Annotated in this window: 14 protein-coding genes; 13 read left to right on the top strand and 1 reads right to left on the bottom strand. The window is 41.0% G+C overall.

Going from position 1 to position 12,213, the window contains the following annotated elements:
* Positions 1 to 22: 22 nt before the first annotated feature.
* From ICV01_RS05935 to ICV01_RS05880, 12 genes are all read left to right on the top strand, one after another.
* Positions 23 to 1,396: a TrpB-like pyridoxal phosphate-dependent enzyme gene (locus tag ICV01_RS05935; protein ID WP_215286577.1), complete on the top strand. Its 1,374-nt coding sequence runs from the start codon at positions 23 to 25 to the stop codon at positions 1,394 to 1,396.
* Between the two features lie 175 nt (positions 1,397 to 1,571).
* The gene (locus tag ICV01_RS05930) at positions 1,572 to 2,105 is read left to right on the top strand and encodes a YeeE/YedE thiosulfate transporter family protein (protein WP_215286576.1); all 534 of its coding nucleotides are present in this window, start codon (positions 1,572 to 1,574) and stop codon (positions 2,103 to 2,105) included.
* On the top strand, positions 2,102 to 2,674 hold the full coding sequence (locus ICV01_RS05925) for a YeeE/YedE thiosulfate transporter family protein (RefSeq protein ID WP_215286575.1): 573 nt from the start codon (positions 2,102 to 2,104) through the stop codon (positions 2,672 to 2,674). Before ICV01_RS05930 ends, ICV01_RS05925 begins: the two co-directional genes overlap by 4 nt.
* 16 nt (positions 2,675 to 2,690) lie before the next feature.
* Complete coding sequence (locus ICV01_RS05920) at positions 2,691 to 2,930, top strand: hypothetical protein (protein WP_215286574.1); 240 nt, start codon at positions 2,691 to 2,693, stop codon at positions 2,928 to 2,930.
* 12 nt (positions 2,931 to 2,942) lie between these two features.
* The gene (locus ICV01_RS05915; protein ID WP_215286573.1) at positions 2,943 to 3,572 is read left to right on the top strand and encodes a hypothetical protein; all 630 of its coding nucleotides are present in this window, start codon (positions 2,943 to 2,945) and stop codon (positions 3,570 to 3,572) included.
* Positions 3,573 to 3,586: 14 nt separating this feature from the next.
* Positions 3,587 to 4,561, top strand: coding sequence for a sulfurtransferase (locus tag ICV01_RS05910; RefSeq protein ID WP_215286572.1), 975 nt, complete (start codon positions 3,587 to 3,589; stop codon positions 4,559 to 4,561).
* A 101-nt stretch (positions 4,562 to 4,662) separates the two neighbouring features.
* On the top strand, positions 4,663 to 5,793 hold the full coding sequence (locus tag ICV01_RS05905) for an MFS transporter (RefSeq protein ID WP_215286571.1): 1,131 nt from the start codon (positions 4,663 to 4,665) through the stop codon (positions 5,791 to 5,793).
* Positions 5,794 to 5,883: 90 nt separating this feature from the next.
* Positions 5,884 to 6,216 carry a DUF2946 domain-containing protein gene (locus tag ICV01_RS05900; protein WP_215286570.1) on the top strand — a complete coding sequence of 111 codons (333 nt, stop codon included), beginning with the start codon at positions 5,884 to 5,886 and terminating at the stop codon, positions 6,214 to 6,216.
* Positions 6,217 to 6,289: 73 nt separating this feature from the next.
* Positions 6,290 to 8,320: a TonB-dependent copper receptor gene (locus tag ICV01_RS05895; RefSeq protein ID WP_215286569.1), complete on the top strand. Its 2,031-nt coding sequence runs from the start codon at positions 6,290 to 6,292 to the stop codon at positions 8,318 to 8,320.
* A 30-nt stretch (positions 8,321 to 8,350) separates the two neighbouring features.
* Positions 8,351 to 8,836: a copper chaperone PCu(A)C gene (locus tag ICV01_RS05890; protein ID WP_215286568.1), complete on the top strand. Its 486-nt coding sequence runs from the start codon at positions 8,351 to 8,353 to the stop codon at positions 8,834 to 8,836.
* A 90-nt stretch (positions 8,837 to 8,926) separates the two neighbouring features.
* Entirely contained in the window at positions 8,927 to 9,835 is a 909-nt protein-coding gene (locus tag ICV01_RS05885; RefSeq protein ID WP_215286567.1) for a DMT family transporter, read from the top strand.
* Positions 9,832 to 10,326 carry a methylated-DNA--[protein]-cysteine S-methyltransferase gene (locus ICV01_RS05880; RefSeq protein WP_215286566.1) on the top strand — a complete coding sequence of 165 codons (495 nt, stop codon included), beginning with the start codon at positions 9,832 to 9,834 and terminating at the stop codon, positions 10,324 to 10,326. The genes ICV01_RS05885 and ICV01_RS05880 overlap by 4 nt, the downstream gene beginning before the upstream one ends.
* An 18-nt stretch (positions 10,327 to 10,344) precedes the next feature.
* On the opposite strand, the gene ICV01_RS05875 is transcribed toward ICV01_RS05880, so the two are convergent.
* On the bottom strand, positions 10,345 to 11,541 hold the full coding sequence (locus tag ICV01_RS05875) for a Bcr/CflA family multidrug efflux MFS transporter (RefSeq protein ID WP_215286565.1): 1,197 nt from the start codon (positions 11,539 to 11,541) through the stop codon (positions 10,345 to 10,347).
* 322 nt (positions 11,542 to 11,863) lie between these two features.
* On the opposite strand from ICV01_RS05875, the gene ICV01_RS05870 reads away from it, so the two are divergent.
* On the top strand, positions 11,864 to 12,196 hold the full coding sequence (locus ICV01_RS05870; protein ID WP_215286564.1) for a hypothetical protein: 333 nt from the start codon (positions 11,864 to 11,866) through the stop codon (positions 12,194 to 12,196).
* Positions 12,197 to 12,213: the final 17 nt, after the last annotated feature.

The raw sequence follows: 12,213 nt of genomic DNA, 5'->3' as shown, positions 1-12,213 counted from the left end.
ATTGATGCCTAAGGAAGTTGTTATGTCTGAAAAAACGAAATACTTGTTAGATGAGTCTCAAATGCCAAAATCTTGGTACAACATTCAGGCAGACTTACCCAAGGCACTTCCAGCAGTTTTGCATCCGGGGACCATGAAGCCAGTCGGCCCAGATGATTTGGCTCCTTTGTTCCCTATGGAACTCATCATGCAAGAGGTTACTACTGAGCGTGAGATTGAAATTCCACAGCCTGTGCAAGATGTTTATAAATTATGGAGACCAGCACCTTTATTTAGGGCGCATCGTTTAGAAAAAGCATTAGGAACTCCTGCCAAAATTTTCTACAAATATGAAGGTGTTAGTCCGGCAGGTAGTCATAAACCTAATACAGCGATTCCACAGGCTTTCTATAACGCGCAAGCAGGTGTGAAGCGCTTGACGACGGAAACTGGTGCAGGCCAGTGGGGTACGTCCATCTCATTCGCAGGTAATTTGTTTGGTTTGGATGTCACTGTTTTTCAGGTGAGAGTTTCTTATGACCAGAAACCTTATCGAAGAGCAGTGATGGAAACTTATGGTGCTAGATGTGTGGCATCACCTTCTCAAGAAACTGAGTATGGTAGACGTGTTCTTGCAGAAAGACCTGATCATCCTGGTAGCTTAGGTATTGCGATTTCTGAATCGGTTGAGTTGGCTGTGCAAAGAGATGATACGAAATATGCATTGGGCTCAGTTTTAAATCATGTGCTATTGCATCAAACTGTAACGGGCTTGGAGTCTATTGAACAATTACATATGGCTGATGTAGAGCCGGATGTGGTGATTGGGTGTACTGGAGGAGGCTCCAACTTCGCTGGTATAGCGTTCCCATTTATTGGCCAAGGGTTACGTGGTGGTCATATGCCAAGGATTGTTGCTGTGGAGCCTGCAGCTTGTCCATCTTTGACAAGAGGTAAATATGCGTATGATTTTGGCGATACAGCTCATATGACGCCGTTAACGAAGATGCATACATTGGGCTCAACATTCACGCCACCTGGTTTTCATGCTGGTGGATTGAGATACCACGGCATGGCGCCATTGGTTTCTCATGTAAAAGAGCTTAATTTGATCGAAGCTGTTTCTTATACTCAAGTTGAATGCTTCGCGGCTGGTGTTTTATTCGCACGAGCTGAAGGGATTGTTCCTGCGCCTGAGGCGAATCATGCAGTAAAAGGTGCAATTGAGGAGGCTTTGAGATGTAAGCGCGAAGGTAAGTCCGAAGTTATTCTCTTTAATTTATCCGGTCATGGCCACTTTGATATGGCCTCATATCAGAAATATTTTGCTGGTGAGTTAACCGATGAGTCTTATGATGAAAAAGAGTTGGCTATGGCTTTATCGGGTCTTCCATCGGTGCCTAAAGAGTACGCTTAAACTACAGCTACTTTTATAGAAAACCACCTTCGGGTGGTTTTTTTACGCCTGAAAAAAGGGTTAAATATCAATTAAATCATGTACTTATAAATAGCAATTTGGATAATATATAAATTTATTACATAATATTAATTTATATACTATACTTTAATTAAGTAATTTAAAAGGATCTTGTATGAGTCAAGAAATTTCCACAAAAGAACCGCAAGCCTATTGGCATCCATTGCTTGCAGGATTAGCGCTAGGTGCTGTTTTGTTAACTACCTTTGTACTGACAGGGCATGGTTTGGGTGCTACTGGATTTACAACGCGCTTAGTCGCATGGGTTGGCATGACTGTTGCGCCATCTATAACTGAAGCCAATGATTATTTAGGCGGTCTAGTTGAAGATGGCAAGCCTTTGAGTTCTTGGATTACTTGGCAAGTGATAGGTGTGGCAATTGGCGCAATTATTTCTGCGTGGTTGGCTCATCGTATAAAGATTCAGATTGATGGTAAAAAATTCTTAGGTGGTTCAAAGCGTCCATTAACAGCATTAGTTGGTGGCATTGCTGCTGGGTTTGGTGCACGTGTTGCTGCTGGGTGTACCAGTGGTTTAGGTTTATCTGGAGCAGCAACACTCAGCTTGGCTGGTTTTACATTTTTGATTACTTTTTTTGTGACTGGTTTATTAATTAGTCGCTTGATGAAACAGGAGCCAACAGTATGAGCACAATTATTTCAGGATTGTTATTAGGTGCTGGGTTTGGTTTTGTTTTGGAGCGCGCTGGGTTCGGTAATCCTAATAAGTTAACAGGGCAATTCAGATTAACGGATTGGTCTGTTTTTAAGGTGATGTTTACTGCGATTGTTTTTACCGCGGTTGGGTTGATGATTTTAGAAAAGATGAATTGGATTGACGCTGAAAACTTGTTCGTGCCACCCGCATTTTTAGGAGCGGCAGCTTTAGGTGGTGCTTTAGTTGGGGCTGGTTTTGCTATCGGTGGGTATTGCCCAGGTACATCGGTCGTTGGTTTTGTGTCTGGTAGGTTGGATGCGGGTATTTTCTTGATAGGATTGTTGTTAGGTACTTGGTTATTTGCTGATGTATTTAGTGCGATAGACAGTGTTGTCAGTTTGGGTGAATATGCATCTGCGAACACGTTGCCTGAGTTTTTCCATGTGTCGGATTGGTTAGTGAATGCCATCATGATTGGCATGGCGATTGTGGTTTTTGTGTTGGGTTCTTGGGTGGAAAAGAAGTCAAAGAATTCCACAGAGACGTCAAAAGTTAATTAAATAAAGGAGTCAAAATATGTCTAAGAAAACTGCCGTAGTGGCATTAGCAGTGGCTTTAGCTGGTTTATCAGTAACACCTATGGCTTATTCAGCAGATGCGGCGAAGGGTGATGAGCCTAAGGCTGAACAGAGAAATCCTTGTGGCCCGAGCAAGAAGGGTTCATCTAATCCTTGTGCGCCTGCTAAGAAAAAATCAGCAAATCCTTGTGGCCCTGCAAACCCTTGTGCTCCAAAGAAACGTAAGTCTGCTGATTGATTAAAGCGTGCTATGACAAATCCATCGATTCAGCAAGCTGCAGAAGAGGTATTAGCTATTCAGGCGCACTATGCAGAAAGAGGTTTGTCGATGGCTCAAGTTGCATTGGCTGGATCTGGTGATTTTGTGCAGTTTCGTCATTACCCTAAAAATGATTTGGTTGATCCGGATAGTGGTTATGAGATGTATTACCACGCACATCCATTAGATGAAAGTGGGGAGTCTAAAAATCTAGAGCATGGGCACTTTCATTTGTTCCAAAGAGATTTAGATCAGCCTAATAAATTTACACACTTGATAGCTATTTCTTTAGATCAACAAGGTTTGCCAATTAAGTTGTTCACAACGAATCAATGGGTGACTGGGGAGACAATAAAAGAAGTGAAAAAAATAAAATCATTGTTAGGTGGTTTTCAAATAAACACAAAAGGGCGTATGGCTCCTTTGGCTAGATGGGCTAGTGGTTTGGTACATATTTTTCATGATGAAGCAATTGATTTGCTGAAAGTGAGAGATCAAAAGATACAAAAGTTGTCTGGATCAGGTAAGAATAAGAAAATATTTTTAGAAGATCGAAAGCATCATGTTTTATCTGAGGTTCGGGTGAACTTAATCAATAAACTTGAATCATTGGTGGGTTAATTTTAGGAGGTTGTATGCGATTAATTAAATGGTGGTTGTTAACATTAAGTGCGGTTACAGGTTTGGCTCAGGCAATCGATTTACCTGGCCCTGTTGTGAGTGCGGATTGGTTATCTAAAAATTTAGCGAATGTTCAGGTGGTCGAGGTGCGCAGTGATGTGGCAACTTACGCGCGTCAGCCTGAGTTTGAGGTTGATAAGAAAACTGGTAAGAAAGTGTTAGTGGAGTTTGGCGGCCATTTGCCTGATTCTGTTCTATTAGATTTTAAAAAAGTTCGTGCTGAGCGTTTGATCGATGGTAAGAAGATTAAATATTTGATTCCTGAAAAAGCCGATTTTCAGAATTTAATTCAGTCATTGGGTATTAATGCTGATAAGCCAATTATTTTGGTGCCAGTAGGTCAAGATATTTCTGATGTGGATGAAGCTTTGCGTGTGTACTGGCAATTGAAAGTTTATGGTGAAACCCATATGGCCATTTTAGATGGTGGGTTTGCTGGCTGGTTAGCAGAAGGGCGCGAGTTCACTGTGGCGACTACTAAAAAAGCAACTGGTAATTGGCTGGCTACAGCTAACCATCAAGAATTAATTGCTAGTTCTGATGATGTTGCTAAAGCCTCTAAATCTGGCAAAGTTCAGTTGATTGATGGTCGTCAGCCAGCGCAGTATTTAGGTACTAATAAGCGTGACTATGTGATGACTTATGGCCATATTGCTGGCGCTAAAGACTTAGCTCCTGAGTTGTTAACTAAATCAGGTAATGGGGCACTTTATTTCTTGAATAAAAATACTTACACCGCATTAATGAATGCCAACGGCATTAAACCAGCGGCCCCATCGATTAGTTACTGTAATAGCGGACATTTAGCCGCCGGCCCTTGGTTTGTGATGTCAGAGTTGGTGGGTAATAAATCGACGAAGTTATATGATGGTTCACTTTATTTGTGGACGTTAGAAGGTAGGCCAACTGTTGGTGTTCCTTTGAATTAGTCACTGATTAATTAGTCAATTTAAACTCATGAATAAGCCACCCTAAGGTGGCTTATTTTTTTGTCATTTAAACTGCTGTTTTATATTTTTAAGGTGCATCAATGTCTTTCTCTTTATTTGTATTGGCTTTGAGCGCCTTTGCTATTGGCACAACAGAGTTTGTCATCATGGGGCTTTTGCCTGAAGTAGCAACTGATCTGAGTGTTTCTATTCCGAGTGCTGGTTGGTTGATTACTGGTTATGCCTTAGGAGTAGCCATTGGCGCTCCTTTTATGGCGTTATTAACTGCACGCTTGCCACGTCGTCAGGCTTTAATTATCTTGATGGGCATCTTTATTTTGGGTAACTTATTGTGTGCCTTGGCTTGGGGATATTCATCTTTGATGTTGGCTCGCGTGGTGACATCTTTATGTCATGGCGCTTTCTTTGGTATTGGGGCGGTGACAGCAGCTAATTTGGTAGCGCCTGATAAACGTGCTTCTGCTGTGGCAATGATGTTTACTGGGTTAACGCTGGCTAATGTCTTAGGGGTTCCTTTAGGGACTGCCTTAGGGCAAGAGATGGGATGGCGCTCAACTTTTTTGGCTGTAGCGGTTATTGGAGTTATTGCCTTATTCGGTTTGGTTAAATTTTTACCGAAAGGGGCTGTTGAAGAGCCTGTCTCTATTCGTAGTGAGTTTGCAGCATTACGTCATATAAAGCTATGGATTGCTTTATTCACAACGGTGATGTTTTCTGCATCGATGTTTGCTTTATTTACGTATATAGCGCCTTTATTGCGTGATGTAACAGGGGTATCTCCTCGATGGGTTACTTTGACATTGTTTTTAATTGGTATTGGTCTAACGATTGGTAATGTGGTGGGTGGCAAGTTAGGTGATCAACATTTAAAGGCAACTTTATCGGGTGCATTTTTAACTTTAGGTTTAACTACCTTGCTGTTTTCTTGGACGAGTCATTCATTTATTCCTGCAGAGATTAATTTATTCTTGTGGGCCGTGGCGGCATTCTCTTTGGTACCGGCTTTACAGATTAATGTGGTTAATTACGGTAAGGATGCACCCAATTTGACCTCCACACTTAATATTGGGGCATTCAATGTTGGTAATGCCTTGGGTGCTTGGGTAGGTGGGATTGTTTTAACCTTGGGTTATGGGTTAACAATGGTTCCAATTGCAGCGGGGTTGTTAGCTTTAGTAGGGTTTGGGTTGACAATCATTGGTAGACGCTAAGGTCTAATTTCCTTAATAAGAGCCGTTTAACGTAAAATATTAGCTATGTTCAAAAAGCCAAAATCCTGTTTAGTTCACTGGATAACTATCGTGTCGATAGTCATGGCTTCTCTTGCGCCAGCAATTTCTCAAGCGGTATCGGTTGCACAACATGGCCAAGGTGTTTCTGTAGAAATTTGTACGACTACTGGCATGAAAGTAACAAAAGTTATTGTCGATGATGAGCAAGGGCAACAACAATTAAGTAATGAATCTTGCCCATATTGCCTAGTTCATCAAGTATATGCATTGCCATTAAATAATAATTTGCATTTTTCAGAGCCCGAGGCTTATCAGCTATACCTAAAATTATTCTATCAATCACCCAAGCCTATCTTTGCTTGGGTATCGCTACCATCTAGAGCTCCCCCTCAACTCGCTTAATTAAGAAAAGCTCTAAACCATCAGCGGTTTAGTAATGGCACACAGTGTGTGCGCTTATTTAATGCGAGTAAATATGAAAAAAATAAAAATTAAGCCTTTAGCGCTTGCAGCGTTATTAATGCTAGCGAACTATAGTTATGCCCAAGATGCTGGCGTCTTAAGTGACGTGGTGGTGACGGCTACAACCATGTCATCCCCATTAATTGTTGAAATGGATCCAAAGGTGCCGCGTCAGCCATTACCGGCTCATGATGGCGCTGATTTCCTAAAGTCAATTCCTGGGTTTAACATCATGCGGAAGGCGGGTGCAGATGGAGAGCCTAATTTCAGAGGAATGGGTGGTTCTCGAGTTAATATTTTGGCAGATGACCAAAATATCTATGGTGGCTGTGGTCAGCGTATGGATGCGCCCACAGCCTATATTTTCCCTGAAATCTATGACAAAGTAACTGTCATTAAGGGCCCTCAAACGGTTCTTTATCCTGGCTATGGGTCAGCAGCTACTGTGCGTTTTGAAAAAGAGCAGAAAATCTATGAACAATTGGGGTATGACGTTCATGCATCAGGGTTAGTAGGAAATTTTGGCCGGCATGATGAGGTTATTGATGCTAACGTGGGTGACAAAAGTTATTTTGCTAATTTTACGAGCTCTAATTCATCGGCAGATGACTACAAAGATGGTAGTGGCCAACAAGTCCATTCAAAATATCATCGATATAGTGCTGGTGCGACTTTGGGTTTAACCCCTGACCACAATCAACGCTTTGAGTTATCAGCAGGAAGAAGTGATGGTTATGCAGCTTATGCTGATAGAAGTATGGATGGGACTAAATTCTTGCGAGAGAATGTTTCTGGAAAGGCGCAAATTAAAAATATTTCTGACCTTGTCCAGAAGCTAGAATTGCAATTATCTAGAAATACTATATTTCACACCATGTCAGAGGCTATGCGTGGCAATCCATCTAGTTATATGGATGTGACGCATGATACGAATGCAGCAAGAATGGTTGTGGATTTAAGTTTTTCAAAAAATACTTCAGCGAAAGTAGGCCTAGATTATTCTGAAGCTATTCATGCTGGGAATATGCCTGGGATGGGGATGCCTAATCTAATAGACGACTCTAAATTCAAAAATACGGGATTATTTGCTGAAGTAACAAAGCAGCTAAGTGTTGATCAAAAATTAATTGGGGGTTATCGAGGTGATTTCTGGTCGGTGACGGATAAGAGATCAAGTATGAGTTCTGATACATCAGGCCAAACTAGAAATGACTTAACTCATAGTGCATTTGCTCGACTAGAAGAGTCCTTGCAGGTTATCTCTAATTCAATAGCTTACGTTGGATTGGGGCGGTCTGAGCGCATGCCAGATTATTGGGAGTTAATCTCTAATAGAAGAGATGGGTCTACTAATCAAATGAGTTCTATGTCAGCAAATACCCACAGCGCTTTAAATTCAACCAAAACAGAAAAGACTTATCAGCTAGATTCAGGTTTGATATATCAATCTTCGAAATTTAATTTATCTGGCTCCCTGTTTTATAACAAGATTAAAGATTTTATTTTGGTCGACTCTAGAATTTCACCAGATTATGTTTCGGGGGTGTACATGACGCCATCATCGAGAAATATTGATGCTCATACTTATGGAACAGAATTAAGTGCGGGCTATCTGTTAAGCACTACGCTTAAATTTAATTCTAGCTTGGCTTACGTGAAGGGTAGAAATGAGACAGATGGTTTGCCATTGGCTCAAATTTCACCGCTTGAGGGGCGGTTGGCGCTTAATTATGATGATAAGCAATACTCTTATGGTGCTTTATTGCGTTTGGTAGCTCCTAAAAATGATGTGGCGGTTAATCAGGGCAATATCTCCGGTAAGGATGTCGCTAAATCCAGTGGATTTAGTGTATTTTCTTTAAATGCTGGTTATAGGCCTAATAAGAAAATTTTGATTGCTGTGGGGGTGGATAATTTATTTGATAAGACCTATGCAGAGTTTATTAGTCGATCAGGTTCAGTTATTACTGGCTATACACAAACCACTCGCGTTAATGAGCCAGGGCGTACGACTTGGTTAAAAGCAACCGTAGCATTTGATTAATTTAAGATTTTTAATTTATTAAGGATTGATATGAAAAAAATATATGTAGTTTTCTTGAGTTTATTCATGGTTGCCACATCTGCTTATGCTGATCAAGAAATTAAGTTTGGTAAGTTAAAGATTGAAGATCCATACGCAAGGGCAACAGTGCCTGCGCAAAAAGCCGGCGGTGCATTTGTCAAAATTAAAAATACAGGTGCTGCTGATAAATTGATTGCTGTTAGTTCACCTGTTGCTAAAGAGATGCAACTTCATACCATGAGCATGGAGGGTAATGTGATGAAGATGCGTGAAGTAAAGGCGATTGATATTCCTGCTAATGGAACGGTTGAGTTGCAACCGGGTGGTTTTCATTTGATGTTGATTGATTTGAAGAGTCAGTTAAAGGCAGGAGATCAAATTCCTGTTAAGTTAAAGTTTGAAAAAGCAGGGGAGCTTGAGGTGAAATTTCAAGTGAAAGATATGAGACCTGCCCATGGACAGCCTGGACATGATCATTCGAAGGATCATCAGTAACTTACTAAGATTTAGTTAACTAAAATAACTAAATAAAGCCACCTAAATGCTATTAGGTGGCTTTTTTCATATGCGCCTAAAATAAGCCATATGTCAAAACTTGCATCAAGTTCTCATCTGCCTAAAACTTCTTATTCAGGGGTGTGGTTTTTATTGGGGGCTTTGGCGTGTTTTGCACTGATGGATGGCATCAGCAAGCACGTTTCTCTTGAAGTTTCCATTAGCATGATCATATGGGCTCGTTATTTAACACAAGCTCTTTTGGTGAGTGCTTTTACCTTGCCTAAACATGGGAAAGCAATCCTTCGAACCTCTAATTTAAAACTGCAGTTATTTCGGGGTTCTTTATTGGTCATCACGACCAGTCTTGCGCTGGCTAGTTTGACATTTATGCCTGTGGGAGAATTTACCGCTATTGTGATGACGACCCCTTTATTTGTTACTTTATTGGCATCAAGGTTTTTAAATGAAGAGGTGCCTTTAATTAAAGTGCTGCTAGCTTTGGGTGGCTTTATCGGCACGTTAATGATTGTTCGTCCAGGTTCTGAATTATTTACTTGGCACTTGGTTTTCCCGGTTTGCTTGGTTTTAGTGAATATTGTTTTTCATTTGGTGACAGGCAAGATATCTAAGTTAGAAGACTCTTTAACGACTTTGTTTTATACCGTTTGGACTGGCGCTTTCTTGACCAGCATTCCTTTAATTTGGTTTTGGTCAACGATTGAGTATGGGCATTTATGGTTAGAGCTGATTTCCATTGGTGTTTTAGGAGGCTGGGGGCACTTCTTATTTATTAGAGCATTTGAGGAAACTCCGGCTGCTAATTTGATGCCGTATATGTATGCGCAAATTGCTTTTGGGATATTTTGGGGTTGGGTTATTTTTAAACATGTCCCGGATCATGTCTCTTTATTTGGAATTGGTTTGATTGCTATTTTGGGTGCGGTGGGTAGTTTATTGCCTCGTATTCAGGCCTGGTTCGATGGTAGAAGAACATGAAACATACAGAGTGGGATGCTGTGATAGCAGCGCCGTTTGGTAAGTTAGGTATTCAAACAGAAGTGGTTGATGCTAGTTTGATGGTGAGTCAGATTGTTTACTTAGAACATGGCGAAAAAATAAAGCCTGCTAAAACCGATTTAGCTAAAGAAGTTGAGAGGCAATTTAAGCAATATTTTAAAAATCCCGACTTCATTTTTGATCTACCTCTTAAGCCATTTGGTACAGCTTTTCAGCAGCGAGTGTGGTCTGAGATAGAGAAAATATCTCGAGGAGAGGTGAAAACTTATGGTGATTTGGCTAAGGCGATTAAAAGCGCTCCAAGAGCTGTAGGGCAAGCTTGTGGCTCAAACCCTTTTCCTTTGGTGGTGCCCTGTCATCGGGTGATATCCGCTACAGGTATTGGTGGTTTTGCTCACCAAGCTGGCGAGGGGTTTCATCGAAATGTTAAAGCTTGGTTATTGCATCACGAAGGCGTTCAAATAAAATAAACGCCTTCTAGAAATATTTTAGCGATGTTTTTTTACTAAAAAGTGATGACTCATCCAGGCGGATGTGCCACATAAAGCCATCATGAATGCTAAAGGCACTCCCGTATTGTTATGTAATAGTCCAACTAGTGAGCCAACGAGGGTTGCAAATAAAAATTGTAGAGCTCCCATTAGTGCTGCTGCTGTGCCGGCTTGTTGACCATGTGTAGCTAGTCCTGACGCCATGGCATTGGGGATGATAAATCCTAAGCTTGCCACAAATAAGAAAAAGGATCCTACTGTCCAATAGAGATTGGCGTAGCCCATTAGGGTGATACTTAAGAAAACAACACTAACTATGGCGGGCACAAAAAGAGCCGTTCTTAAAATGCTAGTGGCGGCATATTTTTTGAGTAGGTGAGCATTGAGTTGGCTGGACGCAATTAGACCAAATGCATTCGAGCCAAAATACCAACCGTAATCTTGCGGCGCCACACCATATAAATTAATCAGAACAAAGGGTGAACCTGCAATATAAGAGAACATGCCTGCCATGGCCAATCCGCCACCTAAGGCAAATCCCAAGAATGGCTTATTGGTTAATAGGTAGCCGTAGTTTTTTAAAACAGACATTAGTCTAAGCGGCGGCTCATGTTCCGTATTGTGACTTTCCTTTAAGCCAAATTTCATGGCGATTAAGCAGCCAACTGAAAATAGGGTGAGTAGGTAGAAGATACCTTGCCATGAAAAATGTGTCAGAATCCAACCACCTGCTAACGGTGCCAAGATGGGGGCTACACCCATGACTAACATCAATATGGAAAAAGCGCGCGCACCTTCTTGAGCGGTCGTTCTATCTCTAACAATAGCACTTGGCAGGATGATGCCTGTGCATCCCCCTAGGCCCTGTAGGAAGCGCCAAAAAATAAGTGCTGGAATATTGGGTGATAGGGCTGCACCTAATGAAGCGACGGCGTAGATCGTAAAGCCAATGTATAGAGGAGGTTTTCTACCAAAGCGATCGCTTAGAGGGCCATAAAATAATTGACCAATGGTGAGTCCAATGAAAAAACTGCCTAAGGTTAATTCAACGCTGCCTGGCCACCCCATTAGATCTTTTTCAATCAAGGGGAAGCTAGGTAAATACATATCAATGGATAGGGGTGCTATGGCCGTTAAGATGCCTAAAAGAATGAGCCAGCTAGGTAGCCACTGTTTATTTGTTGAGTTATCCATTGTGTTTGAGCCTTTTAGTGGGGGTCTAGGATAAAGCTTTTTTAGAATTTTTTTTGAACCATAAAAAACACCCACCGAAGTGGGTGTGAAAAGTATGTTGTAAACATACGAGGAGACATGGTTGCATAGCAACCAAACCAAATCATAAGGATGAAACGGGGAGGCGACAGTCATCGCATTGACTATCTTCGTTATTATTAGGGAAACCCACTAACTAATTGTTTTTTGCCCATTTTCAGGATGCTTTAAACCTTGATATCGACTAATCCAATTAGGTTTGAGTAAACTATCACAAATGTCTAAATCATCAAAAACCTTATTAATGCTACTTTGCATATGCTTATTTGCATTTAAGGTGGTGTCATCTCAGAGATTTATTGAGAATGGGATGAAGCGCGCTCAAATTTATGCTACTTATCATGCCCCATTCTCAGGTGAGGAGAGCCAAGTAGAGATTAAAGCCTTTCAAGGAAAAGATTCTTCTTTATCTTTTCCTGTACCCATTTTTTTATCGGCAATTTTAATGGTTAGTTGTTTATGGATGGCTTGGGGTAGTTTGAGAGCCTATTTACGACCTATTGTTATTGAATTGTTGTTATTTTTCTTCTGTCAAAGAATCTTTAGGCCTCCTAGATTTGTTCATGTGGCTAACTAAATTTTTTTAATTATTTA

It is taken from the genome of Polynucleobacter sp. MWH-Spelu-300-X4, from assembly GCF_018687515.1.
Lineage (GTDB): Bacteria > Pseudomonadota > Gammaproteobacteria > Burkholderiales > Burkholderiaceae > Polynucleobacter.
The sequence above is the reverse complement of the archived record's forward strand: the minus strand, read 5'-3'. Positions and strand labels throughout refer to the sequence as shown.

Bases quoted from the DNA above. Each gene is read 5' to 3' on its own strand.
- ICV01_RS05935 (WP_215286577.1), top strand. From the start codon at position 23: ATGTCTGAAAAAACGAAATACTTGTTAGATGAGTCTCAAATGCCAAAA.
- ICV01_RS05930 (WP_215286576.1), top strand. From the start codon at position 1,572: ATGAGTCAAGAAATTTCCACAAAAGAACCGCAAGCCTATTGGCATCCA.
- ICV01_RS05925 (WP_215286575.1), top strand. From the start codon at position 2,102: ATGAGCACAATTATTTCAGGATTGTTATTAGGTGCTGGGTTTGGTTTT.
- ICV01_RS05920 (WP_215286574.1), top strand. From the start codon at position 2,691: ATGTCTAAGAAAACTGCCGTAGTGGCATTAGCAGTGGCTTTAGCTGGT.
- ICV01_RS05915 (WP_215286573.1), top strand. From the start codon at position 2,943: ATGACAAATCCATCGATTCAGCAAGCTGCAGAAGAGGTATTAGCTATT.
- ICV01_RS05910 (WP_215286572.1), top strand. From the start codon at position 3,587: ATGCGATTAATTAAATGGTGGTTGTTAACATTAAGTGCGGTTACAGGT.
- ICV01_RS05905 (WP_215286571.1), top strand. From the start codon at position 4,663: ATGTCTTTCTCTTTATTTGTATTGGCTTTGAGCGCCTTTGCTATTGGC.
- ICV01_RS05895 (WP_215286569.1), top strand. From the start codon at position 6,290: ATGAAAAAAATAAAAATTAAGCCTTTAGCGCTTGCAGCGTTATTAATG.
- ICV01_RS05890 (WP_215286568.1), top strand. From the start codon at position 8,351: ATGAAAAAAATATATGTAGTTTTCTTGAGTTTATTCATGGTTGCCACA.
- ICV01_RS05885 (WP_215286567.1), top strand. From the start codon at position 8,927: ATGTCAAAACTTGCATCAAGTTCTCATCTGCCTAAAACTTCTTATTCA.
- ICV01_RS05880 (WP_215286566.1), top strand. From the start codon at position 9,832: ATGAAACATACAGAGTGGGATGCTGTGATAGCAGCGCCGTTTGGTAAG.
- ICV01_RS05875 (WP_215286565.1), bottom strand. From the start codon at position 11,541: ATGGATAACTCAACAAATAAACAGTGGCTACCTAGCTGGCTCATTCTT.
- ICV01_RS05870 (WP_215286564.1), top strand. From the start codon at position 11,864: ATGCTACTTTGCATATGCTTATTTGCATTTAAGGTGGTGTCATCTCAG.